A 26,011-nucleotide genomic window follows, 5' to 3' on the forward strand; every position below is an offset into this window, starting at 1 on the left:
TCCTCTTATAGCGGCATGTTTCCATGCTTTTTTAACGGTCTATCTTCTTCCTTACTGCGAAGCAGGTCAAATGAGCGAATGAGTCGCTCTCTCGTTTCATCTGGCATTAAAATATCGTCGATTAATCCTAATTGTGCTGCCTTCATGACACTAGGTTCATTGTCCACCTCACGCAAAGCAGGATGAACAATTTCGTCTGCAAACGATTTTCCCATGACATCAATTTCTGCCTCTGGCCATGCATACACAAAGTCAGCACCTAAGCCCTTACTATTCATCGCAACGTATGCACCGCCAAACGCCTTTCGCAAAATCACAGTAATCTTTGGAACGGTCGCCTCAGCGTACGCATACAGAAGCTTTGCGCCGTGGCGGATAATGCCTGCATGCTCAGCTTTCTCACCTGGCAAAAAACCAGGAACGTCCACAAGGGTTAAAATGGGAATATGAAATGCATCGCAAAATCGAATAAACCGAGCCGCTTTATCAGCAGCATCTAGGTCAAGGCTTCCTGCCAGCACCTTAGGCTGATTGGCTACAAGACCAATGGAAGACCCTTGTAATCTGGCAAAACCTGTGACGATATTTTTGGAGAAACAACGCTGCGTTTCAAAAAATGAGCCGTGGTCGGTGATCGCTGTCACCACTTGTTTGACATCATAAGTACGTGATGGCTCCTTTGGCAAGATGTTCCCAAGATCGCTCGCATCATGCTTTTGCACCTTACGATGAATGACAGGCCGTCGTTTCGTTGGTATGTATGTTAAAAGCGTTCGAACTGCTTTTAACACGTCTCTCTCATCTTTCCCTGTATAGTGCACATTCCCGCTTGTTTGATGCTGAACTGCTGCACCTCCAAGCCGGTCAGGACAGACCGTCTCTCCTGTTGCTTTTTCTATCACTTTCGGACCAGTTAAAAACATATGAGCTGTTTGCTCCGTCATGAATACAAAATCCGTCAATGCAGGTGAATATACTGCACCTCCCGCACAGGAGCCTAATATAACGGATATTTGCGGAATTTGACCAGAGTACAGCACATTCCGTTTAAAAATCTGACCGTATCCCTCTAATGATACCACACCCTCTTGAATTCTCGCACCACCTGAGTCTTTTAGACCGATAACAGGCATTTGATTTTTAGCAGCCAAATCCATTAAAGCCGCTATTTTTTTCGCATGCATGTCCCCTAGCGAACCCCCGTACACGGTCGCATCTTGTGCATAAACGCCTACTTGTCTCCCATGAATCAGTCCCGTCCCAGTGACAACGCCATCCCCTAAATGTTCTGAGCGGCAGCCTTTAGCAAATGACTGAATTTCCATAAAGCTGCCTTCATCAAGAAGTTCATGAAGCCGCTGCCGAACAGTCAGCTTTCCTTTGTTTCGGTGAGCCGCTGCTCGTTTTTCACCGCCGCCCCATAAAGCTTTCTTGCGCCATTCAGTCAAGTCATTGAACGATTCATGCATCTTCCTGTTTCTCTCCTTTCAAAGGCTCACACAATTCAATTAGCACACCTGACGTTTCTTTTGGTGAAATAAACGCAATGCGCTTTCCGTTCGCACCATTTTGTGCGCGCTTTTTAATGAGCTGTACACCGAGCTCGTCAAGTTGACTGAGATCTGCCTGAATGTCACCTGACTTTAATGCAATATGATGAAGCCCCTCTCCTCTTTTTATTAAAAAGGTATGTAATGTGCTGTGATCCGACATCGGTTCAATCAACTCAATGTGCAGATCACCTAGGGAAGCAAAAGATACCTTGACCCCTTGATTCGGAAGTACTTCTATGTCTGAAAATTCCCAGTTAAACAGATTAGAGAACGTACGTGCTGTTTTTTGAATAGAAAAAACGGCAATGGCTATATGATCGATTTGATTCATCCGTTCACTTCCTTTGTACATCACTTGTCGCCTGCGTAAAAACGAGCTAGAATAAAGAAAGGTGCGCTCGTCGCAAAAACATTTGATTATAGGGGTGCGATATGTCTCAGAAATTCATGAAATTTATGGTATTGCTCATGATTAGCTTACTGTTAATTTCTTCACTTTTAGCAGGAGCGGCAGCCTTTTTATAAAGTGTTGATAAAAAAGCAGACAAGCAGGTGATTCGTTTTTTAACGAATGGCCTGTTTGTCTTTGGCCAGCTTTTCAAATGCATCGCTTGATGTCGTGATCCATACCTTTGTACCAATTGGAAGCTGATCAAATAGTCGTTCTACATCTTGATTATGAAGACGTACACAGCCTGCCGTAATAAATTTCCCTATCGATGTCTCATCACTTGTTCCATGAATGCCATAGGTTCTCCCGTCGGTTCCTCGCGCATCAAATCCAATCCACCTTCGGCCGAGTGGGTTATTCTTTGCGCCGCCTTCAATATTTTTTCTTCTGTAATAAGGATCTTTCGCTTTGATCATAATCGTAAATTCACCTTCTGGCGTTAAATCAGCTGTTTTGCCAGTAGAAGCCGGGTAGACTTTTTGAATTTTCCCATGATCAATATACGCAAGCTCATTCGTTTGTTTATTAATAATGACATACGGGTCACCTGGAAGCGGGTTTTGCCCGAGCGGCCAGATGGGTGAAAGGGACATGGTCAGCACAGTATAAAATAAAAGACGCATAGGCTCCTCCTTTTTCATTAGATTGACCAATGAAGGAGGAACTCATGCGTCTTTATTCTTTCATCCCTTTAAAATAACTTTTCAGCACCAAATATTGTTCCATTTCCCCGAGAAAATGAAATAGTGCGGCTCTAGCCTCAAATTCTTCACGTGTTTGCGGAAGCGGCAGTGCCTCAAACTCTTCTTTCATATCAATCAGGCGTCTTAAGAACTTATGCGCCGTGTTCCCTGGGTGAATATGTTCTCGTAAATCTCTAATATATTCTGCAATGATTTGCCCATGCTCCGTTGTAACAGATATGGACGTAATTTTCGGAAGCACCCGCTCAATGATTTCAAATTGCTTTTGTCTCATGTTGAAATAATGATAATAGAGATTTTCATGTCTTAAGACATGATTTTCAACATCACGGTATGCAAGAGCTTTCGCTTCTTTAATCAATTGATGCGTCTCTGGAATTTCTTTTCCTGTCCAGTCTTGTTTTCCGGTCATTAAATATTGCTCGATTTCTTCAAAGATTTTCGCAAAATTCGCTTCAATTTGTTCACTGTATTGTTTCAGCTTTTTATCAACGCTAGGCATATACAGGTTCATAATGAGTGCGACCCCTACACCAATGGTGATGAGTAAAAGCTCATTCCAGATGAGTTGAAGCGTAATGCCTCCAGACATATACAAATGAAGGATAATCACTGAACTTGTGACAATCCCTTCTTTAATCCGAAGTAAGACCGTTGTTGGAATAAAGACGAGCAGCATCAGTCCAATGACGAAAGGGTGATACCCAATTAGATCAAAAAACAAATAAGAAAATAAGATGGCAAGACTGCATGCGGCAAAGCGGGCCCCAGATGCGAGGAGTGACCTTTTTTTCGTCACCTGAATACAAAGGATCGTAATAATGCCGGCAGCTGAATAGTTTTGCAGACCGAGCATTTGTGCAATATAAATGGCTAGAGCTGTTCCTAATGCTGTTTTCAGCGTTCGGTAGCCGATTTTAAACATGATGTGATTCACTCTTTTCTGTCTACTTTTGTGAAATGATGAACTTTTTTTACTTTCCCCATTATAATCAAAAAAAGAAGGAGATGTTAAGTCTCCCCCTCGTTTTTTTCATTATAATATTTTTTGCAAGAAATCTTGAGCACGCTGTGAAGACGGAGATTCAAAGAATTCTACAGGATTTGCATCCTCTACAATTTTCCCATCATCCATAAAGATCACACGGTCTGCCACTTCTTTTGCAAAGCCCATTTCATGTGTGACGATCATCAGCGTCATCCCAGATTGAGCGAGCTCTTTCATGACCTCTAATACTTCCTTTACCATTTCTGGATCAAGAGCAGACGTCGGCTCGTCAAAAAGCATGATGTCTGGTGTCATCGCAAGGGCACGTGCAATGGCGACACGCTGCTTTTGACCACCTGACAGCCGGTTCGGATAATCATCTTTTTTCTCTAAAAGTCCTACCTTTTTCAAAAGATCCTCTGCCTGCTTGATGCTGTCTTCCTTCGATTGGTTCTTCACATTCATTGGCGCATACGTAATATTTTCTAGCACTGTTTTGTGCGGGAATAAATGAAAATGCTGAAATACCATACCAATATTCTCGCGCACTTTTAGTGCATTTGTTTTTGGATTGGTAATTTCCGTCCCCTGAATCGTAATCACTCCAGAAGTCGGTTTTTCAAGTAAGTTAATACAGCGAAGAAATGTTGATTTTCCTGAACCAGACGGCCCGATGACAGCTACCACTTCGCCTTCTTTAATCGTGGTATCAATCCCTTTCAACACTTCATTTTTACCGAAAGATTTTGTGAGTTTCTCTATTTTAATCATTTGATTTTAACTTCCTTTCCACCGATTTGCCGACGAAGGTAAGAATAAGCACGATGACATAATAGATGAGACCCGCAAAAATAAGCGGTTCAAGATAGTTATAGGTGACGGCACCTGCTTGATAGGCTCGTCTCATGACATCGCCCAGTCCAATGACTGTGACAATCGCTGATTCTTTTGTCAGTGTAATCGTTTCGTTCACTAGTGCTGGGGAAATATTTTTGAATGCTTGCGGAAGCAATAAGTCCTTCATCATTTTAGCATACGGGATACCTAAAGCAACGGCTGCTTCTTTTTGCCCTTTATCAATAGCATTGATTCCTGCACGAATGATCTCAGAAACGTACGCCGCCGAGTTTAGTGAAAAGGCGGCTACAGCTGCCCAGTATTGATCAATTTGAAAGCCAAGCAGCTGGGGAAGACCAAAATAAATAATCAAAAGCTGAAGCACAAGCGGTGTGCCTCGGAAGATTGACGTATAAAAATCGGCTAGCCAGATAAGTGGCTTAAATACACTAATTTTACAGAGCGTTAATAAGATTCCTAAAATAAAACCAAGGAACAGTGATACCACAACAATAGAAAGCGTTACTTTAAGACCTTCTAAAATAAAGGGCATCTGAGGTATTACTTCTTTAAAATCCATCATGATATTCTCCTTTTTTCCTTCAGATAAAATCAAAGAATAAACAGGAAAAAAGTTCAACACATGTTGAACTTTTCAGCGCTTTCTACTTGATTTTCATGAATGACGCTGATCCTTTTCCTGACTTACTTTTCATCAGCAAACCATTTTTTAATGAGTTTATCAAGTTCGCCATTATCCTTCATTTCTTTTAATGATTTATTGAATTTCGCTGTTAAGTCGCTATTTTTTTTGAATGCAATGGCTGAACCTTCGTTTGAGCTATTCAATCCAAATGCTTGGAAATCCTTTTCCTTTTTCAAGTAGCCAGCCGCTACTTTATCTTCAATAATGGCTGCATCAAAACGGCCTGCTTTAATTTCTTGAATGATATCAGAGATTTTATTACGATCTTCAACCGTTAAGTTATATTTCTTTTGCAATCCGTTTGCTTCATCTTGCTGGATAGAACCTAATTGAACGCCAACCGTTTTGTCTTTTAAATCTTTCTCTGTTTTTATACCGCTAGATTTTTTTGATACAACCAAGTTTTCAGCATTGTAGTAAACATCTGAGAAATCAACTTGTTTTTTACGCTTTTCAGTAGGCGTCATGCCTGCAAGCACAATATCAGCTTTATTTGTTTTAAGAGCTGACACGAGGCTTGCAAAGTCCATATCTTGAATTTCTAGCTTATAGCCGTTCTTTTTCGCTAGAGCTGTAGCAAGGTCGACATCAAAACCGATAATTTTATCACCGTCTTTTGATTCAAATGGCGGATAATCTGCTGAAGTCGCCATAATGAGTGTTTTGTCGTCTCCTGATGCGTTTGAATTATTAGAAGAAGTTCCGCATGCTGCTAATGCAGCTGCAAGACCAGCTGTCATAAGTAATAATAACCACTTTTTCATATGATAATGCCTCCTAGTATTTAAAATCATGAGTAGATTTGAATATTTATTCACTATAATGTATTTTAAACACTTTCTTTTTGATATGCAATAGTATTTTGCTAAAATTATTTTGATTCGTATGTCATATAAAACAAAAAAAACAGACCGATCAAAAGACCGGACTGCCTCTAAATGATTCATTCAAAAGTAACATGTTACACTTCTTCGCAATACTCATCGAAAGCGGCTTGAAGTTTTGACACCACTTCCATCGGTTCATGTCCTTCGATTTCGTGACGTTCGACCATTTTCATGATTTTCCCGTCTTTTAATAGAGCAAATGATGGTGAAGATGGCGGGAAGCCTTCAAAGTATTCACGTGCTCTTGCGGTTGCTTCTTTGTCCTGTCCAGCAAACACTGTGAGCAATTGATCTGGACGCTTATCGTAATGAACAGAATAACCAGCCGCTGGTCTAGCAATACCGCCTGCACAGCCGCACACTGAATTCACCATGACAAGTGTCGTTCCTTTTTTCGTCAGTGCTTCATCGACTTCTTCAGCTGTTGTCAGTTCCGTATAACCTGCCTGTTTAATCTCTTCTCGTGCTTGTTTCACAATATCATTCATAAATAAATTAAAATCAATATTCATAACCGTCCACTCCTTCTACGTACCAAACCATTTTAACTACATCATATCAAGGAAAACGCCGGCGGGCAAATGTCTTGTTTCGCCCCCCTTCACTTTTTTCAAACGTCGTTTATGACCTGTGGAATTGGGGAAAAGTGAAAGTAAAGTGATGAAAGGGAGAACTGCGTGATGGCACAATTCAAAAAAGCAATACTCATTTATAACGGAAATGCTGGACAAAAAAACATGGAAAAAACACTAGGTCAAACAGTGCCTCTTCTTTCTTTACATATTGATGAACTCATCCTTAAGCCTACAAAACAGCCGAATGATGCCTATCATTTCTGCCGTGAAATGGATGAGTCGGTTGAATTGCTGATTATACTAGGCGGAGATGGAACCGTCCATGAATGTATGAATGGAATTGGCGGTTTAGAAAAAAGGCCGACTGTAGCGATCTTACCTGGCGGGACGTGCAATGACTTTTCTAGAACGCTGGGCATCCCTCAGCAGATGCCAAAGGCCGCTCAAATGGTGATAGATGGCACTGAAAAAAAGGTCGATTTAATCAAAGCAGAGGATCGATACCTTTTAAATTTTTGGGGGATTGGTCTCATCGCAGATACCTCAAACAATATTAATGATAAAGAAAAAGCTGTCCTCGGAAAAATCAGCTACTTCACGAGCGCTCTTCGAACCCTTCAGCAGACAGAACCTTTCTACGTACGCATTGAAACCGAAGAGGAAAACTGGGAAGAAGAAGCTGTGATTGTCCTTGTCATGAATGGGCACTTTATTGGTACAAATAAAATAGATCTGCCAAATGCTTCAATTGATGATGGAAAAGCCGAAATTTTAATTTGCAGAAATACGAGTTTCTCTGCTTTAAAAGAGATTTTTTCAATGAACCGCGAAGAGCTAGAAGATTTTAAAGGTGACCTGTCTCTTATCCAAGCATCCCGCATTCATATTCATACTAAAGAGGAAATGGATGCAGATACAGATGGTGAAGTATACATGACCGCTCCTTCTTCCCTTGAAGTATTAAAACAGCATTTGACCTTTATCGTTCCGGCAGAATAAAGAAAACGCCTGCATCATTTCGATGCGGGCGTTTTTTTGATATAACGTCTGTATAAATATTCAAGTGCATACCCTAGCAGTGTACCTATCAGAAGGGAAATGCCTAATAAACTATTGGCGACTCCTTTAAATCCTCCTATCATCAACAAGCAATAGGCGATTTGAATGATTGAAACGATCGATATGATGAGCAGTAAGCGTTCAGGATGATTGCGTGATTTGGAAATATACCGAAGAAAAGCGAACGCAATGGCTGTGATAAACATCAGACCGATCGTAAGAAAAGCAAAAAAATCTAGTCCAGACATCTCATCGCTCCTTTCTGATTGATATGGAAATCCCCCTCTCATTGTGAGAAGGGGACATATAAATGAGCTTAATAGACGGACGTCTCTTCGTCAATGCCTTCAAGAATTTGTTTGATTCTTTGCAGGAATCTACCGCATACAAGACCATCGAGTACTCTATGATCTAATGAAAGACAAAGATTCACCATATCTCTTGCGGCAATCATTCCATTTACAATCATCGGGCGCTTTACAATAGATTCTACTTGTAAAATGGCTGCTTGCGGATAGTTAATAATCCCCATTGATTGAACCGAACCAAATGATCCTGTGTTGTTCACAGTGAAAGTGCCGCCTTCCATGTCACTTTGCTTCAGTTTGCCTTGTCTGACCTTGAAAGCAAGTTCATGAATTTCTTTGGCGATTCCCTTAATCGTTTTCTCATCCGCATCTTTAATCACTGGGACAAAAAGAGCGTCATCTGTCGCAACAGCAATGGAGACATTGATCGCTTTCTTTTGAACAATTTTATCACCAGCCCACATGCTGTTCATTTCAGGGAATTCCTTTAAGGCCTGAGCCACTGCTTTGACAAAGAATGCAAAGAACGTCAAATTAAAGCCTTCTTTTGCTTTGAATTGATCTTTTAGCTGATTTCTTCTTGTCACAAGGTTTGTCACATCCACTTCCATCATCGTCCAGGCATGTGGAATTTCATGCTTGCTTCTTAGCATGTTTGCGGCAATCGCCTGTCTAATCGGAGTGACCGGCAGTTCAACATCTCCAGGCATTGAAGAGATGGAAGGAGCCGCTTTTGCTTGTGACGGCTTTGCAGGTTCTGTTTGACCCGTACCTTCACTCACAGGTGCTGCCGTTTCTTGTGCGCCTCCACTTTCGATAAGCTTCAGCAAATCTTTTCTTGTGATTCTGCCGCCAGCTCCCGTTCCTTGAACAGCCGCTAAATCAATTCCGTGCTCATCTGCTAAACGCAGGACTGCCGGAGAGTATCGTTTCTTTTGACTCTGATCCACATTTGTTTGGTCAGGTTCTGGTGCATCATCTTGCGCAGGCGCCTCTTCTGTTTTCGCACTCTGCTGCGCACTGCCTTCTACTTCAATTTCACAAAACACTTCTCCTACTTGAAGTGTATCACCCTCTGCAGCCGCTAGTTTAGTGATTGTTCCTGTAAAGGATGACGGAACCTCTGCATTTACTTTATCTGTCATGACTTCCGCAATCGGATCGTATTTATTCACATGATCGCCAGGTGAAACGAGCCATTTGCTAATGGTTCCTTCTGTTACACTTTCACCAAGCTGAGGCATTTTCATTTGTTCAGTTGCCACTTTGAAACCCTCCTCTTTCTTAAAACGCCGCTAGTTCTCTCATTTCAGCTTCTACCTTATCCGGATTAACCATGAAGAATTTCTCCATTGTCGGTGCATAAGGCATTGCAGGGATATCAGGTCCTGCTAGACGTTTAATTGGCGCATCTAAATCAAACAAGCAGTGCTCTGAAATGATGGCAGCTACTTCACTCATGATGCTTCCTTCTTTTGTATCTTCTGTTAACAAGAGTACTTTCCCTGTTTTTGATGCCGCTTCAATAATCGCTTCTTGATCAAGCGGGTACACTGTACGTAAATCGAGAATATGAGCAGAGATTCCGTCCTTCGCAAGGCGCTCTGCTGCTTGGAGGGCAAAATGAACACAAAGGCCATATGTAATGACCGTAATGTCATCGCCTTCTCGTTTCACATCCGCTTTTCCAATAGGGAGCGTATAATCCTCTTCAGGCACTTCTCCTTTAATGAGACGGTATGCACGTTTGTGTTCAAAGAACAATACAGGATCTGGATCACGCACTGCGGCTTTTAACAACCCTTTGACATCATAAGGTGTAGAAGGCATCACAATCTTTAAGCCTGGCTGATTGGCAAAAATGGCTTCGACCGATTGTGAATGATAAAGCGCCCCGTGTACGCCGCCCCCGTAAGGAGCACGAATGACCATTGGGCAGCTCCAATCATTATTGGAACGATATCTAATTTTTGCAGCCTCTGAAATAATTTGGTTGATGGCTGGCATAATAAAATCCGCAAATTGCATCTCCGCGATCGGACGCATTCCATACATAGCAGCCCCAATACCTACACCTGCAATCGCTGATTCGGCAAGAGGTGTATCCATGACGCGTGCTTCCCCAAATTGCTCGTAAAGACCCGCTGTTGCTTTAAATACGCCGCCTTTTTTCCCGACATCCTCTCCGAGCACAAACACTTTCGGATCTCTCTCCATTTCTTCTTTCATCGCTAATGTGATAGCGTCTATATATGACATAACAGGCATTTTTCTTCCCCCTTACTCCGCATACACGTAACGAAGTGCGCTTTCTGCATCGGCATAAGCTGCGTTTTCCGCTTCATCAGTGGCTTCGTTTACGATTTGCATGATTTCTTTTGTCATCTCTTCTTTCATTTCAGAAGTCATGACATTTCCTTCGATTAAGTACGTTTCATATTGAATGAGCGGATCTTTCTTTCTTGCTTCGAGCACTTCTTCCTTTTCTCGATAGCTAGAATCATCGTCATCACTGGAATGCGCAGTTAACCGGTAAGAAATGGTTTCGATCAATGTTGGGCCTTCGCCTCTTGCCGCACGGTCTCTCGCTTCTTTGACCGCTGCATACACTTCAAGCGGATCATTTCCATCAACCGTCACACCAGGCATTCCGTACCCTATTGCACGATCTGAAATACGCTCACATGCCACTTGTTTGTCATACGGGACAGAAATCGCATACTTATTGTTTTCACACATGAAAATAACAGGCAGCTTATGCACCGCAGCAAAGTTGGCGCCTTCGTGGAAGTCTCCTTGGTTTGAAGAGCCTTCACCGAACGTGACAAAGCTAACAAAATTCTTTTGCTCTAGACGCCCGGCAAGTGCGATTCCAACCGCATGAGGAACCTGTGTTGTCACAGGTGATGATCCAGTCACAATTCGGTTTGATCTTTGCCCAAAATGACCTGGCATCTGTCTCCCGCCTGAGCTTGGATCGTCTTTTTTCGCAAAACCAGACATCATTAAATCTTTCGCCGTCATCCCGAATGCAAGGACAACCCCCATATCACGGTAATAAGGTAAAACGTAATCCTCTTCCCTATTGAGGGCAAAAGCGGCACCGACTTGCTGCGCTTCCTGTCCTTGACAAGAGATGACGAATGGAATTTTTCCAGAACGGTTTAAAAGCCACATCCGTTCATCAATTTTTCTTGCTAAAAGCATGGTTCTATATATGTCAATCGCTTGTTCATCTGATAATCCTAATTCCTGATGACGCATGTTACTCATCATGTTTCCCTCCTTGATTAAAAATGGATCGCCTTTCCGTCAACAGCCAGTGCTGCCTCGCCAATTGCTTCTGACAAGGTTGGGTGCGGGTGGATCGTCTGCCCCACTTCCCACGGAGTTGCATCTAATACTTTGGCTAATCCAGCTTCAGATATCATATCTGTTACATGAGGACCAATCATATGAATCCCTAAGATATCATCTGTCTTTTGGTCAGCAATGATTTTGACAAATCCATCAGACTCTCCAAATACAAGCGCTTTTCCGATGGCCATGAAGGGAAACTTCCCAATCTTGACTTCGTAGCCTTGCTCTTTTGCCGCCTGTTCAGTCAGTCCAACACTAGCGGTTTCTGGGTGAGAGTAAACACATTTAGACACGAGCGTTTCATCAAGTGGCTTTGGATCTTGACCAGCCATATGTTCCACTGCAATCATGCCTTCATGTGATGCGACATGTGCCAGCTGAAGACCGCCAATGACATCACCTATTGCGTAAATATGCGACTCTTTCGTTTGATAATGCTCATTCACGACAATGCCTTGCTTTTCTGTCTGGATGTCCGTGTTTTCAAGTCCTATGCCTTCCACGTTTGGCACTCGGCCAACTGAGAGAAGCAGTTTCTCTGCTTCAAACGACTGAATGTATCCACCTTGTTCCACTTGGATCTTGACGAGATTCTCGTGCTTTTCGGCAGTATCTGGCAGAACCTTCGCATTTGTCACTAAGGTGATGCCCTTTTTCGTTAAAAGCTTTTCCATTTCTTTAGAAATATCTTGATCCTCTGTTGGTAAAATGCGATCTGCAAATTCGATCACTGTGACTTTAACGCCAAAATCGTTAAGCATGGAAGCCCATTCGATCCCAATCACGCCTCCGCCGACAATCAGCATGGACTGAGGAAGTTCTTGCAGTTCAAGTGCTTCGTCTGATGTAAGGATGTGTGTTCCATCCGCTTCAAGTCCGGGCAGGACGCGCGGTCTTGACCCAGTCGCAATGATGACCTGCTTTGGAATCAGCATTTCATTTTCATCGCCATTCGCCATTTCTACCGAGATGGTGCCTGGCATTGGCGAAAAGATCGAAGGGCCTAGGATACGGCCTATTCCTTCGTATACATCAATTTTCCCTTGTTTCATTAAGTGTTTGACGCCGCCTGCTAATTTGTCGACAATCTCTGTTTTTCTTTTTTGTACGTTGGCAAATTGTAAGGAAATTCCGCTTGCTTCAACGCCAAAATCAGCGGCACGTTTGACCGTTTGATAGACTTCTGCACTTCTAAGCAGCGCTTTAGATGGGATACAGCCTTTATGAAGACATGTTCCACCGAGCTTTGATTTTTCTACGACTGCTGTTTTCAATCCAAGTTGAGAGGCACGAATGGCCGCTACATAGCCACCTGTGCCTCCACCAAGAATGACGAGGTCATATTCAGTTGCCATGACTTGTCACTCCTTTCTCCGCCTTTTGATCATTTGGGTATTCTTTTGGTGTTTCTTCTTCTTTTAAAATACGAAGCGCCCCTTCTGCTAAGGATTGCAATTCATTTTCACCTGGGTACACAACAACATCTGAAATCCAGTCAATGTATCCTCTAATGCTTGACGTAATTCGTTTGCTGTACGCAAGGCCACCTGTTAACACAATGACGTCAACAGCTCCTTTTAAAACCGCACTAGCCGCACCGATTTCTTTGGCAATTTGATAGCACATCGCTTCATAAATAAGCGCCGCACGCTCATCGCCTGCTTCAATCATGCGCTCTACTTTTACTGCATCTGTCGTACCAAGATAGCCCGCAAGACCGCCTTCGCCAATAATACGTTTGAGCATTTCCTCTTGCGAATATTCACCAGAAAAGCATAAATTAACAAGGTCACCTGTTGGAAGAGTACCTGCCCGCTCTGGGCTGAAAGGACCCTCGCCATGAAGACCGTTATTCACATCAATGACTTTTCCTTTTTGATGTACACCAATCGTAATTCCACCGCCCATATGGGTAATGATCATGTTCAAATCTTCGTAACGCTTTCCAAACGAAGCAGCCGTTTTTCTTGCGACTGCTTTTTGATTTAACGCATGAAAAATGCTTTTCCGCTCAATTGTTGGCAGTCCTGAAATACGAGCAATCGGCTGCAGTTCATCTACGACTACGGGATCAACAATAAAAGCTGGGATGTTAAGGCCAAGTGCAATTTCTCGGGCAATAATTCCGCCTAGATTAGAGGCGTGCTGGCCAGCATACCCTTCTTTTAGATCTTCAACCATTTGCTCGTTTACTTCATATGTGCCACCTTCAATCGGACGAAGAAGACCACCGCGTGCGCAAACTGCATCAAACTTTGAGATGTTCATCCCCTGTTCATGCAGTGTTTTCAAAATGGTTTCTTTACGGAATGAAAATTGATCAATGATATGAGGAAATTGCTTGATTTCCTCATCTGTATGTCTTAATGTCGTTTCAAAAATAGATCGTTCATTATGAAACACACCGATTTTTGTTGAAGTAGAGCCAGGATTAATAGTGAGAATACGCCATTCTTTTGTCAGCAAAAACAAAACCTCCGTTTCAACTCATTCATCCATTTAGCGACGACTTAAAATATGTTGACCATTTTGCAGGAATTGGCTTCTTGATTTGCGCATTCTTTCAATTCGCTCTTCAGCCAATCGGTCTGCCGCTTTATAAGTTGGAATGGCATCACGGTTAGAGATTTCAATCACTCGCTCAATGTTTTGGTAAATGCCTTCTACTTTTTTCATTGCACGATCTGCATTATAGCCATAAAGCTCATCTGCAACGTTAATCACACCGCCTGCATTGATCACATAATCCGGTGCATACACAATGCCCATTTCATGAATAAGATCTCCATGATGTGTTTCTCTCAGCTGGTTATTCGCTGCACCTGCGATGACTTTTGCCTTTAATTTAGGAATCGTCACATCGTTAATGGTTGCACCGAGTGCACATGGTGCGTAAATATCACATTCTTGATCATAAATATCATCAGGGTCTACCGCTTTTGCACCGAAGTCTTCTACAGCTCGCTGAACTGAGTCTTTGTTGATATCAGTGACGATGAGCTGTGCGCCTTCTTCATGCAGGTGTTTACATAGGTTGTAAGCCACGTTTCCAACACCTTGAACGGCAATTGTTTTTCCTTCTAATGAATCTGTACCGAATGCTGCTTTTGCAGCTGCTTTCATCCCTTTATATACACCGTAAGCAGTCACTGGAGATGGATTTCCTGAAGAACCAAATGCAGGAGAGATGCCTGTGACAAAGTCTGTTTCTTCATGGATAAGATCCATATCTTCTACCGTTGTACCGACATCTTCAGCGGTGATATAACGGCCATTTAATCCTTGAATGTAACGGCCAAAAGCACGGAACATTTCTTCATTCTTGTCTTTTCTCGGATCACCGATGATGACCGTTTTACCGCCGCCAAGGTTAAGCCCTGCCGCCGCATTTTTATAAGTCATACCTCTCGCAAGACGCAAGGCATCTTCGATAGCTGCTTCTTCATTTTCATATGTCCACATTCTTGTTCCGCCGAGTGCCGGCCCAAGTGTTGTATCATGAATGGCAATGATGGCTTTTAAACCAGACTGTTCATCCTGACAAAATACAAGCTGTTCATAATCGTATCGTTCCATATATTTAAAAAGTTCCATTTTCTATTCCTCCTAATACTTTCGCTTAATTAGATGTACAGATGGCAAGCGCAATTGAATAGAGCTTGCTTTCAGCTGAATCAGACCGGCTTGTTAAAGCAATCGGTGCTTTCGCTCCTGCCACCACAGCTCCCACTTTTGCATGAGCAAAGTAGATGAGAGATTTATAAAGAATGTTGCCTGCTTCAATGGTTGGCACAAGCAAAATATCTGCATGACCAGCCACATCACTCGTAATATTTTTATGAGAAGCTGCCGTTTGAGAAATGGCATTATCTAAAGCAAGCGGCCCATCAATCAGACAGCCAGAAATTTGACCTCTTCGATTCATTTGCGCAAGGCTTGCAGCTGTGAGCGTCGAATCCATCGCTGGGTTTACGACTTCTACCGCTGATAATACCGCCACTTTGGGCATATCATTTCCGACAGCTTGTGCGACTTGAACGGAATTCACCGTAATTTCTTTCAGCATATTTAAATCAGGCGCAATGTTCATCGCAGAGTCCGTCACATAGATAAAACGGTCAAAGCCCGGTACTTCGAAGGCAGCAACATGTGAAAGGACACTCGCTGTCCGAAGTCCATATTCTTTATTTAGGACAGCTTTTAACAGTACGGCTGTCGGGACATGACCCTTCATGAGAATATCTGCATGATTTTCACTTACTGCCTGAACGGCAATTTTGGCAGATTCTTCGGGTGAATCTGAATGAATAATATCTATCCAGTCTTCGTTGATCTCATGCTGTTTGACTAGCTCCTTTAGGTTGCGTTTGTTTCCAACCAGCAGGAAGCGAGCGACTTTTCGTTCGATTGCCATTTTGATGGCATGAAGCACTTCTTCGTCTTCTGCATGAGCCACAGCCGCTGTTTTATTCTGCAGCTGCGAGGCTTTGATAATCAGATCGTCAAGCTTCATACTTGCCCACCTTTCCTTGTGCTCGGTTCCTCTTTTTATATGCAAGTTCCGTGCCAGCTTGAAATGTGTGAAAAATTAGCCTTTTCGCAAAGAAATCATGCAATTCTTTGCAGTTTACGTGCATGTTACTGCATGCTATCTTTTGCAAGCTGATACTTATCCATTTTATAGTAAAGATTTCGAATGCTGATCCCTAACGTTTTCGCTGTTTTTGTGCGATTGAATTGATGTTTTTCAAGGGTTTGTTTGATCAGCTGCGCTTCAAATGCTTCTACTGCATCTGAGAGCGTCTCCCCCTCAAACTGACTAACAGCCAGTTCCTGCTGCTCTTTTTCCTCATGCTCGTCTGACTCCATGAAGGCGATATGCGCTTCATCGATCCATTCTTCTTGCGGATTTAAAAAGATCATCGCTCGTCCAAGCACATTTTCAAGCTCTCTCACGTTGCCTGGCCAGCTATATGATCGAAGTCTATTAAGCGCACGATCTGTTAAGCCGCTGACGTTTCGCCCATAGTCTAAATTGATCTTCTGGATGAGGCGTTTACTTAATGATTCAATATCTTCGAGACGCTGCCTGAGCGGTGGAATCGATATCGGGTATCTGTTCATTCGATAATATAAATCCTCTCTGAACTTCCCTTCTGCCATCGCCTTTTCAATATTGACATTTGTCGCTGTGATCACACGCACATCGACCGGTATCGCTTTCGTTCCGCCTACCCGAACAATTTCTTTTTCCTGCATGACACGCAGCAATTTCGCTTGTGTACTTGGCGTCATTTCACCGATTTCATCTAAAAAGATACTGCCGTGATTGGCTTCTTCAAACAGCCCTTTTTTCCCGCCACGCCTTGCACCAGAAAACGCTCCTTCCTCATAGCCAAACAGTTCTGACTCTAAAAGAGTTTCTGATAAGGCAGCACAGTTGACACGGACAAAGCGGTTGTACTTGCGATCACTTTCATTGTGAATGGCATGCGCAAACAGCTCTTTCCCAGTACCTGATTCTCCGCGGAGTAAAATGGTTGCCGGCGTTTTTGCACCCAGCTTTGCCTGCTCAAGTGCGACAAGCATTTGTTCACTTTCTCCAATAATGTCTTCAAATGTGTACTTTGCTTCAAGTGTTCGGATGAGCTGTCTTGCTTTATTTAATTCATTCGTCAATGATTGAATTTCGGATACATCGTGAATGACCCCGACACTGCCTTTTAGAATGCCGTCAACAATAACAGGTGCTACATTGACGATGACATCTTTTTTATTTGGACCAACCTTCATTCTGACGCCTCGAACAGGTCTTCTTGTTTCAAGCACCTTTAAGTGCATGCTTTCCCCTTCGGAAATATCAGCTCCTGCTGGTTTACCTACGACCTCTTTATCCGTTAAACCAGTCATTTTCGTATAAGCACGGTTGATCAAAATACCTTTCCCCTGCTCATCAACAACCGATATGGCTTCATCTGATGATTGAATAATAGCCTCAAGCATCGTTCTTACTTCTTTGAGGTTCGTTACTTCCTCCGCAAGCTCCACCGCATCTGTTATGTCTTTAAAGATGGATAAAGCACCTAACATTCTCCCCGCGTCATCAATAATCGGCAGACGGGTGGTCACAATTTGAATTTGCTGATTCAAAAATTGCTTTTGGTTAAATTCCGGCTCCCTTGACCTTAATATATCGGGAAGTTTCGTGTTCGGAATCACTTCTCGAATGTGACGGCCAATCGCATCCTTTTGCGAACACCCCACCATTTTGGCAGCCGATCGATTAAACAAGACCACTTCTTCGTCCATATTAATAAAAATCATGCCATCATTCGTTGCATTAAAAATGCGGTCATGTTTATAGGTTTGTTCCTTCAATATTTGAATAAGCTGTTGTTTCTCTGCCATTAATTCTGACATGACGTATGCCATCGAGCTTGGCACAATCACAGCATGCTCTGGTTTTTGTTCAATTAATTCTTTCAGTACAGCAGAACTGCCTGTGGTTTCAATGATGATATCAATGTCATCTTTTATGTATTCTTTCCAATCCGTCGTCGTCTCAATTCCATTCTTTTTCGCTTCATCCATCCCCGGTGCCTCGAGATCAAGGTCGGCAATCGCAATGATTTGAACCGTATTTGTTTTCAGCAATGTTTCAAGCAGTGCTGATCCACCTTGTCCTGCACCGACAATCAAGACTCTCTGCATCCCGTTACCCCTTTATATGAAAAAATTTGCACACCATATTTTTCCGTTGCAAAAAATTGCACAACACCTATATTACCACGTTTTCCTTTCTTGACAAAATATTTTTTGAATTAGACAATGGAAGTAAATGACGTTTAAGGGGACATTTGATGGGGAGAATACTGGCATTAGTGATTATTTTAATACCTGGAGCCTTTGCAGCACTTGGCATTAAGCTGCTGCGTGACACTGTTTTCGGCATCATCATTGCACCATTTCCATATTTATGGCTGCAAGGAATTGCAGGGTTGTTATTTTTAGGGGGAGGTCTTTATGTTGTTGCAGGATTTATTTTATATAGGGACCGTAAACGAAATAAAGTAACAACTCGTTTTAAGCAAAGGTAATCATGAAAAAGACCCGCTGTTGATAGCGGGTCTTTATTTGATTTCTTCTCTTATTTTGACGGCTCGATCAGGAAAATCAGTAAAGATTCCATCAACACCCAATCTCAACATATTTTTTATTTGCTTCTCACTGTTTACAGTAAACGGTCTAATCACTTGTTGGTCCGCATGGAGAGCGGCTACTACTTCTTTTGTCACCCCAGCGCCCTTTATATTCGGATGGTAGCCCTTAGCCGGGATTGTTTTTAAATACATGTCCGGCTGATGAATCACATCCATTGTGAGGACCGCCAGTTCAATGTGCGGCATCAGCTTGTGAAAAAGAGCTAAACTGCCGTGATGAAATGATGAGACAAGCACACGATCCTCTATTTGAAAGTGCTCAATTTGCTCTTTTACTTTCTCTTCAATCCCTGGATATCGATAAATAGAGTTTTTTAATTCAATGTTGATCATAAAGGATGATCTCTGCGTCACTAACTCTAATACTTCTTCTAAAAGAGGAATGGTGACCGCACCCGTTTCTTCATAGAAAGAATGACTGGCATCTCCTCTTTTTAACTCTTCATATGTATAGTCTTTCACTAACCCTTTCATATTGGTCGTTCGATTCAGCTTTTCATCGTGAATGACAGCCAGCCTGCCGTCTTTGGTGAGCTGAACATCAAGCTCAATCCCATCCGCTCCAGAATGGAGTGCGTGCTCAAAGGCAATCATGGTGTTCTCTGGATAGTTTCCTTTAAAGCCTCTATGTGCAAAAATTTTCGTCATATGCCACCTCTAAATATGATGATTACCTATATTATGACGTGTCTTTTTTCGTTTTGCCAGTTTGAGTACATAAAAAAACCTCTTCTGATAAGTGAGAAGAGGTTGACAGGTAAATTCGATCACGTAATCGCTCTGATGGCTTGCTCTGTCGTCTCTGCGTCAAGAGCAAAAAGGGAAGAAACAACTGCGACTGCTGTAACGATTGTTACACTTAACAACAACTTTTTCATAAGATAACCTCCACTTTCTTTTGAAGTATTTGTGCATCGAATTTCTTTTCAAGAAAACGAATGGCATTTTGATAATCATTTCGTTCCTTGAAGTATTTCGATATTTGTTCAGACAAATCCTCAAGCTCCACATATAATCTATTTTTTTCTATGTAGTCTAATTTTTCAGAGAATACGTCTGCTGCTCCACTATTTTCGCACATCAAATCCAAAATTTCAAATTTTACTATATATTCATTATTTTGGATATCGCAGCTATATTGAATCCCCTCTTTAATATATTCTTTCGCCTCATGATCTCCTAAATGAACTAAGGCATTTGCGAGAACATATAAAGATTGGATGAAATAATGGCTATTGTCGCGATGAATTTGAATGCTCATCCCTTTTTTGGCGTATTGTGCGCTTTTTTCATAATCATGTTTTGCGTAATAAAGAACCGCTAAATTGTGATAGCACTTTCCAATCAGCACTTCATTGTTAATGCGCTTACTTTTCTCAAGTGCCTCTTGGTACTTTTCTTCAGCTTCATCAAACTGTAGTAAATCAATACAGTTGCTCGCATGTAAAATTAAGCTGTCTATCGCCTGTGCGGTATATTCCTCATGCGCTTTAAACGTATCAATGGCTTTTTTAATATGATTAATGGAAATGAAATTTTGCTTCAGTTCGTAATAAATGGAAGCGACTTTATGATGAAAAGTTCCTACTTCAAGATCTTCATTCACACGTTTTAGCCGCTGCTCAGCAATCTTATAAAAACTAATCGCCTCATCATATTTTTTGACATAGGCAGCATATTGGCCTTTATAAAAGTAAAAATAAAAATTAATAATGTCATCTGCTTTTTCATCCAGCGTTCCGACACTTTTCATAATCTGATTGGCTTTTTCAATATTTCCAAGTAACATTTCATGTCTGCCGTCGACTAGCTGATAATAAAGGAGAACTTCTCGATCCTCATCTGTATTTTTTAGCAAATTCTGAATTTTCTCTTTATAGACAGCAGATTTTTCTAGGTCATTCTGAGAAATGACCCTCGTCCACTTGCTAATTTCGTTCGCAACCTCAGCAGAGTGGATTTTCAGCTTTCCCATAACCTCACCCTCTTCTTTTCATTATTATAGCATAGTAAAAGAATGTGAAAATTATTAAATTCGACAATGGGAATATTCAGTTCAAATGGCACAATCTCTAAGAAGCCAGTGACTTTAAAACGCCAACCAATCAGGTCAATAGAAATAGAACTTTCGATCTCATTTACTTTATTTACTAATTACATAAGACCTTTTCCTCTCATCCTTTTTCTTACGAATGAGCGTTTTCTTCTTCTATAAGCCAATTGATTAGCGTAGCTGATTACCACTATTTTATGTCCTATTCATTTCTTTCATGCTTTATTTTTCATTTTATTCTGAAAATAAAGCGACCCGTTTGTCCAATTTAAACATTAAAGATGATTTTATCAACATAACCATTTTTTAGCAATATTTTACGAAAATAAAAAAACGCCTCATTGAAGAAACGTTTTTTTATGGAAGGTGACTTAGCTTGCTCTATGCTCTAAACGCAGACGATCAGCTACCATGGCAATAAATTCGGAATTGGTCGGTTTGGCTTTTGACATGCTGACTGTGTAACCAAAGAGTGAGGAAATGGAGTCAATATTCCCTCTGCTCCAAGCCACTTCAATGGCATGACGAATCGCTCGTTCTACCCTGCTGGCTGTCGTGTTAAATTTCTTTGCAATGTCTGGGTACAATACTTTTGTAATACTGCCGAGTAGTTCAATATCATTGTACACCATCGAAATGGCTTCTCTTAAGTATAAATAGCCTTTAATATGAGCTGGCACGCCAATCTCATGAATAATCGTCGTAATGCTTGCATCTAAGTTCTTACGTTTCGGTTCAGGTTTGCTGCGAAGAACACTGTTTTGGATAGATGAAGATCGATGGCTGACTTGTGTGCCGTTTCCACTGACTTGACGAATATGACCTACGAGGTTTTCCATATCGAATGGTTTCAAAATGAAGTAGGATGCGCCCAAATCGACTGCTTTTTTCGTTACGTCTTCTTGTCCGAAAGCCGTCAGCATAATGACACTTGGCTGTTTGGTCATTTCATTGTTTTCACGGAGGCGTTCCAGTACAGCAAGACCGTCTAAATGAGGCATGATAATATCTAAGAGGAGAACGTCGGGCTCTTTATCTTTAAATAATGTCAGACATTCCTGACCATTATACGCCACGCCAAGTACTTCCATATCTTCCTGTCCCTCAATATACTCTGTCAAAAGGCCAACAAGTTCTCGATTGTCATCAGCTACACACACTTTAATTTTCTCCACGTTCTTTCCTCCCCAATGTCGATTCCTTAGTCTTTTGCATTTCTCTTCTGAGTGTTCAATTCGACAAAACCATGCTATCCCCTTTAAAAAAGTTTAATTTTCCGAATAATAGAGCATTATCTAGCTTTTTCTACGTTTTTCTTAATGAATCGACGATTATTGCAATTTGACAACACACTGTTTTCCATTTTGTCGAAAAATCTCTTTTTCCTTATTTTATAACATGATGGAAGAGAAAGAAAGGGTAGAAAAAAACTGCCGGAAGATTCGCGGCAGTTTTTCATCAGCTTGCTTTTTTGTTTTTTTGATAAAGATCAATTCCTGCTTCTGACAGCATCCATTCAATGTGTACGCCGTATCCGCTTGTCGGGTCATTGACGAACACGTGAGTGACCGCTCCAATGACTTTGCCATTTTGGATGATCGGACTTCCGCTCATTCCTTGAACGATCCCTCCTGTTTTGCTTAATAAGCGTTCATCTGTTACTTTAAGCACCATTCCTTTTGTTGCCGGGAATTTTTGCGGTGTTGTGCTGACGATTTTAATATCAAATTTCTCTACTTTATCATGGTCCACAACCGTTAATATTTCGGCTGGACCTTCTTTTACTTCACTTGATAATGCGACTGGAAGTGGTTTGTCTGCTACATGATTTTCAAGTTTTTCGGTTAACGTACCAAATATACCGAATGGACTGTTACGTGAAATATCACCTATCGTTTTTCTTTCGGAAGAAAACCTGGCCAATTTTTCTCCAGGGTTGCCTCCTGTCCCTTTTTCAATGGATGTGACAGTTGATCTGACAATTTCACCATTGTCGACTACGATTGGTTTTTTTGTATCCATGTCAGAAATCACATGCCCAAGGGCGCCATATTTTTTAGAAGATGGTTCAAAGAAGGTCATCGTCCCGATTCCTGCTGCGGAATCACGAATATAAAGACCGATTCGATAAGTACCTTCACTTGCATCTTTCGCGGGTGTTAGTGTCGTTTGAAAGGTTTTATGGTCTCTTTTTATGAGTAAATGAAGGGTTTCCCCCGTTTTTCCGGCTTTCTGAATAAATGGGGTGAGATCATTCATCTTCTCCATTTTCTGACCATTGATCTCAATGATCATATCCCCTGATTGAATGCCTGCAGCTTCACCTGGTGATTTTTTGCCGTCTGCTGTTGTGATTTGATGAAAACCGACAACGAGAACTCCGACAGAATGGAGTTTGACGCCAATGGATTGTCCTCCAGGAATGACTTTTAATTCGGGAAGAACATCGACTTTTGTTTTCTTAATAGGAAATCCTTTAAAATCATAAACAATTTCGGCTTTTCCCGCCTTTTGTCCCGTTACTTCAAGTTGATTCTTTTTCTCTGAAAGACTAAAGGCTGGTGAAGAAGCATTGGCTGACGCTTCAATGGACGTATCAATCGAATGCTTCTCGTGTTCAAATACTGCGACAGTTGTTGGAATGCTGATATATTCCTTCACTATGCTCATAAACCCTGTACTTATTAAAGAAACAAGGAGAATCACACCAATGGCTTTTCTCATCTTTTCGGGCATTCATTTTTCACTCTCCTCGCTCCTTACCCACACCAGAACATTAATGTTTTGGCTACATCTTTACTTTTGCCTTCTTAGCGAGGATTTATAACCGGCACCTTTAGAAAATGATTGGATAAATTGATAAAAGAAAAAGATGAATTCATGCGTATATACGGCGAATATGAGACAATATAAAAAAGGCAGCTGTTGTTTCAGCTACCCTGTCGTTTTGACATCATTTGCTTGGTGCAGTAATTCTTTTGCATGCTGTTTTGTGAGCTCAGTGACTTCTACACCAGCAATCATTCGGCCAATTTCACTCACTTTTTCATCATCACTGAGTGGTTTGACGTTCGTCATTGTTCTACCAGCTTTAGCGCGTTTAGAAATAAAAAGATGTGTATCAGCCATTGCTGCGACTTGCGGCAGATGGGTAATACAGAGTACTTGTGAGCCTGCTGCTACTTTATAAATTTTTTCAGCAATGGCTTGTGCGACTCTGCCGCTAACACCCGTATCCACTTCATCAAATATAATGGACGTCACTTCTTGTTTCGCTGAGAAAATACTTTTCACTGCCAGCATGACACGTGAAATTTCTCCTCCAGATGCTACTTTTGACAAAGATTTCATCGGTTCACCCGGATTTGTAGAAATGACAAATTGCGCTTGATCTATGCCATTTTTCCCGAGCTGTACGGGTTTTCCATCTAAAAGCGGGCAGTCCGTACTGCCAAAAGGTGCATATCGAATCGAAAAAGCGGTATCAAAAGAAGACTTCTCCATATATAAATCCTTCAATTCAGCTTGAATGTGCTTCGCCAGTTTTTTCGCCCATTTTTTACGGAGCTCTGACACGTTAAGCGCTTCAAGCAATGCATCCCGGCTTATCGCATCAAGTTTGTTTTTAAGTGTCTGCAAATGGCTGTCTCGATTTTGGATTTGGTCTATCTCCTCTTCAATCTTAGCCGCATATTCTAAAATTTCCTCAACGGTTGTGCCGTACTTTCGCTTCAGCTGCTTCATCTCATTTAGCCTAGACTCAATAAAATCAAGACGGGCTGGGTCAAATTCTAATTGATCAAGCATGCTGCGCATTTGAAAAGTAGAATCTTCTAATAAATAATAGGAGTTTGACACTTGCTCAGAGAGCTTTTTCAGATCGTCATTGATCTCAGAAACTTGCTCAAGCTCGCTTGAAGCCATCCCAACCCAATCAAGTCCTCCCTGCTCATTACGCAGAGCATTATACGCGTTTTGAAGCGAGGAAAAGATTTTTTCAAAATTGCTGATTTGATGACGTTCCTCTTGAAGCTTCTCATCTTCCCCAGGCTCTAATTGTGCCGCTTCAATCTCTTCCAGCTGAAATTGCAATAAGTCTAACCGGTGAACCATTTCTTGTTCATTTTCAGACAGCTGTTTGAGTTTTTGCGCCGTCTTCATATATTGATCATACGCTTCTTGATACTGTGAGAGAGCAGGTGCAATTTCTTCTGCTCCAAATTGATCAAGCAAATGTAAATGATTTTCATCCTCCATTAACAGCTGATTATCGTGCTGTCCATGTATATCAAGCAAAAGCCGGCCAACTTCTCTTAAAAGCGAGATGGTGACAAGCTTCCCATTAATGCGGCAAATGCTTTTCCCGCTTTGATTGATATCACGGCGAAGAATCATCATTTCATCAGATGCATCAATTCCTTGTTCCTCACAAAGGGCAAATACAGGATGATCTGCTGGTACAAGAAAAAGACCTTCCAGCTCTGCTTTTTTTTCGCCATAACGGACAAATTCGGATGATCCTCTTCCCCCTACGAGAAGTGAGACAGCGTCAATCATGATTGATTTTCCGGCACCTGTTTCCCCTGTTAGAACTGTGAGTCCTTTTTCAAACGAAACCGTTAACTCCTCAATGATTGCAAAGTTTTTAATGGTTAGTTCTGCTAACACTCATTTGACACCTCTTTTTGTAAACCTGATCTCTTTATAGAAGCTCTAAAATTTTGGACGAAACGGTATCCGTATCGTCTGGCGTGCGGCAAATGATTAAGATGGTATCATCCCCACAAATGGTTCCCATAATTTCTTCCCAATCTAAATTATCCATTAAAGCACCGATGGCTTGAGCGTTCCCAGGCATTGTTTTTAGAACGATTAAATGACTGGCAGCATCCATTTTAATAAATGCGTCCATTAAGGAACGCTTTAATTTCGATAGCGGGTTAAACCGCTGATCTGCAGGAAGGCTGTATTTATATGTTCCATTATTTGTTGGCACTTTGACTAAATGCAGTTCTTTGATATCTCTTGATACGGTCGCCTGTGTGATGTTATATCCATCCGCTTTCAAAATATCGACTAATTCGTCTTGTGTTTCGATTTCTTGGCTTGCGATAATTTCTCTAATCTTAATATGTCTTTGACCTTTGTTCATTTTGACCCCCCTAGGCGTTAGAATCTCAGTTTGTCTTTACGTTCTATGTTATATGATGCACACTTCAAAAAACAAGCATTACGTGAGAAACGGTCAATTCTGATCTTTTGACCATGTAAAAAGGAATAATAGCGAGCTATTATTCCTTTTGTTTCAAT

At 41.6% G+C, this 26,011-nt stretch carries 26 protein-coding genes; 3 read left to right on the forward strand and 23 right to left on the reverse strand.

The window, feature by feature from the left end; genetic code table 11:
* Positions 1 to 5: 5 nt before the first annotated feature.
* Together MHI58_RS11715 and mce are read right to left on the reverse strand one after the other, a co-directional pair.
* Entirely contained in the window at positions 6 to 1,469 is a 1,464-nt protein-coding gene (locus tag MHI58_RS11715) for an acyl-CoA carboxylase subunit beta (RefSeq protein ID WP_056408641.1), read from the reverse strand.
* Positions 1,462 to 1,884 (reverse strand): methylmalonyl-CoA epimerase, encoded by a 423-nt coding sequence (gene mce / locus MHI58_RS11720; protein ID WP_056408637.1) that lies wholly within the window; start codon positions 1,882 to 1,884, stop codon positions 1,462 to 1,464. Before mce ends, MHI58_RS11715 begins: the two co-directional genes overlap by 8 nt.
* Before the next feature lie 101 nt (positions 1,885 to 1,985).
* Between mce and prli42 the strand changes: the two genes are divergently transcribed.
* A complete protein-coding gene (gene prli42 / locus MHI58_RS11725; RefSeq protein ID WP_017357951.1) occupies positions 1,986 to 2,078 on the forward strand; it encodes a stressosome-associated protein Prli42 in 93 nt (30 codons plus the stop codon).
* A gap of 39 nt (positions 2,079 to 2,117) precedes the next feature.
* Here prli42 and MHI58_RS11730 read toward each other — a convergent pair whose 3' ends face one another.
* From MHI58_RS11730 to MHI58_RS11755, 6 genes are all read right to left on the reverse strand, one after another.
* Positions 2,118 to 2,627, reverse strand: coding sequence for a L,D-transpeptidase (locus tag MHI58_RS11730; protein ID WP_056408633.1), 510 nt, complete (start codon positions 2,625 to 2,627; stop codon positions 2,118 to 2,120).
* Positions 2,628 to 2,679: 52 nt separating this feature from the next.
* A complete protein-coding gene (locus tag MHI58_RS11735; RefSeq protein ID WP_045034359.1) occupies positions 2,680 to 3,633 on the reverse strand; it encodes an aromatic acid exporter family protein in 954 nt (317 codons plus the stop codon).
* Between the two features lie 111 nt (positions 3,634 to 3,744).
* Positions 3,745 to 4,467 carry an amino acid ABC transporter ATP-binding protein gene (locus tag MHI58_RS11740; protein WP_008342240.1) on the reverse strand — a complete coding sequence of 241 codons (723 nt, stop codon included), beginning with the start codon at positions 4,465 to 4,467 and terminating at the stop codon, positions 3,745 to 3,747.
* A complete protein-coding gene (locus MHI58_RS11745) occupies positions 4,460 to 5,119 on the reverse strand; it encodes an amino acid ABC transporter permease (RefSeq protein WP_041507129.1) in 660 nt (219 codons plus the stop codon). Before MHI58_RS11745 ends, MHI58_RS11740 begins: the two co-directional genes overlap by 8 nt.
* Before the next feature lie 119 nt (positions 5,120 to 5,238).
* Positions 5,239 to 6,003 (reverse strand): transporter substrate-binding domain-containing protein, encoded by a 765-nt coding sequence (locus MHI58_RS11750; protein WP_008342238.1) that lies wholly within the window; start codon positions 6,001 to 6,003, stop codon positions 5,239 to 5,241.
* A 197-nt stretch (positions 6,004 to 6,200) separates the two neighbouring features.
* Positions 6,201 to 6,638 carry a BrxA/BrxB family bacilliredoxin gene (locus MHI58_RS11755; protein ID WP_024718894.1) on the reverse strand — a complete coding sequence of 146 codons (438 nt, stop codon included), beginning with the start codon at positions 6,636 to 6,638 and terminating at the stop codon, positions 6,201 to 6,203.
* A gap of 168 nt (positions 6,639 to 6,806) precedes the next feature.
* On the opposite strand from MHI58_RS11755, the gene MHI58_RS11760 reads away from it, so the two are divergent.
* Complete coding sequence (locus MHI58_RS11760; RefSeq protein ID WP_017367568.1) at positions 6,807 to 7,700, forward strand: YegS/Rv2252/BmrU family lipid kinase; 894 nt, start codon at positions 6,807 to 6,809, stop codon at positions 7,698 to 7,700.
* A gap of 14 nt (positions 7,701 to 7,714) precedes the next feature.
* On the opposite strand, the gene MHI58_RS11765 is transcribed toward MHI58_RS11760, so the two are convergent.
* The 9 genes from MHI58_RS11765 to MHI58_RS11805 all read right to left on the reverse strand — a co-directional run bounded on the left by MHI58_RS11765 (position 7,715) and on the right by MHI58_RS11805 (position 18,139).
* Positions 7,715 to 8,008 (reverse strand): YesK family protein, encoded by a 294-nt coding sequence (locus MHI58_RS11765; protein ID WP_008342236.1) that lies wholly within the window; start codon positions 8,006 to 8,008, stop codon positions 7,715 to 7,717.
* A 68-nt stretch (positions 8,009 to 8,076) separates the two neighbouring features.
* The gene (locus MHI58_RS11770; protein WP_045034360.1) at positions 8,077 to 9,333 is read right to left on the reverse strand and encodes a dihydrolipoamide acetyltransferase family protein; all 1,257 of its coding nucleotides are present in this window, start codon (positions 9,331 to 9,333) and stop codon (positions 8,077 to 8,079) included.
* 19 nt (positions 9,334 to 9,352) lie between these two features.
* Positions 9,353 to 10,336 (reverse strand): alpha-ketoacid dehydrogenase subunit beta, encoded by a 984-nt coding sequence (locus MHI58_RS11775; protein WP_007501148.1) that lies wholly within the window; start codon positions 10,334 to 10,336, stop codon positions 9,353 to 9,355.
* Positions 10,337 to 10,348: 12 nt separating this feature from the next.
* On the reverse strand, positions 10,349 to 11,341 hold the full coding sequence (locus tag MHI58_RS11780) for a thiamine pyrophosphate-dependent dehydrogenase E1 component subunit alpha (protein WP_039165916.1): 993 nt from the start codon (positions 11,339 to 11,341) through the stop codon (positions 10,349 to 10,351).
* Between the two features lie 17 nt (positions 11,342 to 11,358).
* Positions 11,359 to 12,783, reverse strand: a complete 1,425-nt coding sequence (gene lpdA, locus MHI58_RS11785) for a dihydrolipoyl dehydrogenase (protein WP_045034361.1) — start codon at positions 12,781 to 12,783, stop codon at positions 11,359 to 11,361.
* Positions 12,773 to 13,900, reverse strand: coding sequence for a butyrate kinase (gene buk, locus MHI58_RS11790; protein WP_156132658.1), 1,128 nt, complete (start codon positions 13,898 to 13,900; stop codon positions 12,773 to 12,775). The genes lpdA and buk overlap by 11 nt, the downstream gene beginning before the upstream one ends.
* A gap of 27 nt (positions 13,901 to 13,927) precedes the next feature.
* The gene (gene bcd, locus MHI58_RS11795) at positions 13,928 to 15,022 is read right to left on the reverse strand and encodes a branched-chain amino acid dehydrogenase (protein ID WP_007501155.1); all 1,095 of its coding nucleotides are present in this window, start codon (positions 15,020 to 15,022) and stop codon (positions 13,928 to 13,930) included.
* Between the two features lie 25 nt (positions 15,023 to 15,047).
* Positions 15,048 to 15,941, reverse strand: a complete 894-nt coding sequence (gene yqiS / locus MHI58_RS11800; RefSeq protein WP_008342231.1) for a phosphate butyryltransferase — start codon at positions 15,939 to 15,941, stop codon at positions 15,048 to 15,050.
* Between the two features lie 125 nt (positions 15,942 to 16,066).
* Positions 16,067 to 18,139: a sigma-54-dependent Fis family transcriptional regulator gene (locus MHI58_RS11805; protein WP_045034363.1), complete on the reverse strand. Its 2,073-nt coding sequence runs from the start codon at positions 18,137 to 18,139 to the stop codon at positions 16,067 to 16,069.
* Between the two features lie 149 nt (positions 18,140 to 18,288).
* Here MHI58_RS11805 and MHI58_RS11810 point away from each other — a divergent pair, with 149 nt between their 5' ends.
* Positions 18,289 to 18,525, forward strand: a complete 237-nt coding sequence (locus MHI58_RS11810) for a DUF2627 domain-containing protein (RefSeq protein WP_017357960.1) — start codon at positions 18,289 to 18,291, stop codon at positions 18,523 to 18,525.
* 33 nt (positions 18,526 to 18,558) lie between these two features.
* On the opposite strand, the gene MHI58_RS11815 is transcribed toward MHI58_RS11810, so the two are convergent.
* The 6 genes from MHI58_RS11815 to argR all read right to left on the reverse strand — a co-directional run bounded on the left by MHI58_RS11815 (position 18,559) and on the right by argR (position 25,853).
* Positions 18,559 to 19,296: a glycerophosphodiester phosphodiesterase gene (locus MHI58_RS11815; RefSeq protein ID WP_045034364.1), complete on the reverse strand. Its 738-nt coding sequence runs from the start codon at positions 19,294 to 19,296 to the stop codon at positions 18,559 to 18,561.
* Between the two features lie 226 nt (positions 19,297 to 19,522).
* Positions 19,523 to 20,623 (reverse strand): Rap family tetratricopeptide repeat protein, encoded by a 1,101-nt coding sequence (locus MHI58_RS11820; RefSeq protein ID WP_007501159.1) that lies wholly within the window; start codon positions 20,621 to 20,623, stop codon positions 19,523 to 19,525.
* 449 nt (positions 20,624 to 21,072) lie between these two features.
* Positions 21,073 to 21,876, reverse strand: a complete 804-nt coding sequence (gene spo0A, locus MHI58_RS11825) for a sporulation transcription factor Spo0A (protein ID WP_008342226.1) — start codon at positions 21,874 to 21,876, stop codon at positions 21,073 to 21,075.
* A 283-nt stretch (positions 21,877 to 22,159) separates the two neighbouring features.
* On the reverse strand, positions 22,160 to 23,437 hold the full coding sequence (gene spoIVB / locus MHI58_RS11830) for a SpoIVB peptidase (protein ID WP_008342225.1): 1,278 nt from the start codon (positions 23,435 to 23,437) through the stop codon (positions 22,160 to 22,162).
* A gap of 198 nt (positions 23,438 to 23,635) precedes the next feature.
* Complete coding sequence (gene recN, locus MHI58_RS11835) at positions 23,636 to 25,369, reverse strand: DNA repair protein RecN (RefSeq protein WP_035390783.1); 1,734 nt, start codon at positions 25,367 to 25,369, stop codon at positions 23,636 to 23,638.
* Positions 25,370 to 25,403: 34 nt separating this feature from the next.
* On the reverse strand, positions 25,404 to 25,853 hold the full coding sequence (gene argR, locus MHI58_RS11840) for a transcriptional regulator ArgR (RefSeq protein ID WP_007501163.1): 450 nt from the start codon (positions 25,851 to 25,853) through the stop codon (positions 25,404 to 25,406).
* Positions 25,854 to 26,011 lie beyond the last annotated feature (158 nt).

The sequence above is a fragment of the Bacillus sp. FSL K6-2869 genome (genome assembly GCF_040869405.1).
Lineage (GTDB): Bacteria > Bacillota > Bacilli > Bacillales > Bacillaceae > Bacillus > Bacillus altitudinis.

What these genes read in the sequence shown, in the direction of transcription:
- MHI58_RS11775 (WP_007501148.1), bottom strand. Translation starts at nt 10,336, where the DNA reads ATGCCTGTTATGTCATATATAGACGCTATCACATTAGCGATGAAAGAA.
- MHI58_RS11735 (WP_045034359.1), bottom strand. Translation starts at nt 3,633, where the DNA reads ATGTTTAAAATCGGCTACCGAACGCTGAAAACAGCATTAGGAACAGCT.
- yqiS (WP_008342231.1), bottom strand. Translation starts at nt 15,941, where the DNA reads ATGAAGCTTGACGATCTGATTATCAAAGCCTCGCAGCTGCAGAATAAA.
- MHI58_RS11755 (WP_024718894.1), bottom strand. Translation starts at nt 6,638, where the DNA reads ATGAATATTGATTTTAATTTATTTATGAATGATATTGTGAAACAAGCA.
- MHI58_RS11820 (WP_007501159.1), bottom strand. Translation starts at nt 20,623, where the DNA reads ATGGGAAAGCTGAAAATCCACTCTGCTGAGGTTGCGAACGAAATTAGC.
- MHI58_RS11810 (WP_017357960.1), top strand. Translation starts at nt 18,289, where the DNA reads ATGGGGAGAATACTGGCATTAGTGATTATTTTAATACCTGGAGCCTTT.
- MHI58_RS11760 (WP_017367568.1), top strand. Translation starts at nt 6,807, where the DNA reads ATGGCACAATTCAAAAAAGCAATACTCATTTATAACGGAAATGCTGGA.
- prli42 (WP_017357951.1), top strand. Translation starts at nt 1,986, where the DNA reads ATGTCTCAGAAATTCATGAAATTTATGGTATTGCTCATGATTAGCTTA.
- mce (WP_056408637.1), bottom strand. Translation starts at nt 1,884, where the DNA reads ATGAATCAAATCGATCATATAGCCATTGCCGTTTTTTCTATTCAAAAA.
- MHI58_RS11765 (WP_008342236.1), bottom strand. Translation starts at nt 8,008, where the DNA reads ATGTCTGGACTAGATTTTTTTGCTTTTCTTACGATCGGTCTGATGTTT.
- MHI58_RS11780 (WP_039165916.1), bottom strand. Translation starts at nt 11,341, where the DNA reads ATGAGTAACATGCGTCATCAGGAATTAGGATTATCAGATGAACAAGCG.
- MHI58_RS11730 (WP_056408633.1), bottom strand. Translation starts at nt 2,627, where the DNA reads ATGCGTCTTTTATTTTATACTGTGCTGACCATGTCCCTTTCACCCATC.
- MHI58_RS11815 (WP_045034364.1), bottom strand. Translation starts at nt 19,296, where the DNA reads ATGACGAAAATTTTTGCACATAGAGGCTTTAAAGGAAACTATCCAGAG.
- lpdA (WP_045034361.1), bottom strand. Translation starts at nt 12,783, where the DNA reads ATGGCAACTGAATATGACCTCGTCATTCTTGGTGGAGGCACAGGTGGC.
- MHI58_RS11740 (WP_008342240.1), bottom strand. Translation starts at nt 4,467, where the DNA reads ATGATTAAAATAGAGAAACTCACAAAATCTTTCGGTAAAAATGAAGTG.
- spoIVB (WP_008342225.1), bottom strand. Translation starts at nt 23,437, where the DNA reads ATGCCCGAAAAGATGAGAAAAGCCATTGGTGTGATTCTCCTTGTTTCT.
- MHI58_RS11715 (WP_056408641.1), bottom strand. Translation starts at nt 1,469, where the DNA reads ATGCATGAATCGTTCAATGACTTGACTGAATGGCGCAAGAAAGCTTTA.
- bcd (WP_007501155.1), bottom strand. Translation starts at nt 15,022, where the DNA reads ATGGAACTTTTTAAATATATGGAACGATACGATTATGAACAGCTTGTA.
- argR (WP_007501163.1), bottom strand. Translation starts at nt 25,853, where the DNA reads ATGAACAAAGGTCAAAGACATATTAAGATTAGAGAAATTATCGCAAGC.
- MHI58_RS11750 (WP_008342238.1), bottom strand. Translation starts at nt 6,003, where the DNA reads ATGAAAAAGTGGTTATTATTACTTATGACAGCTGGTCTTGCAGCTGCA.
- MHI58_RS11805 (WP_045034363.1), bottom strand. Translation starts at nt 18,139, where the DNA reads ATGCAGAGAGTCTTGATTGTCGGTGCAGGACAAGGTGGATCAGCACTG.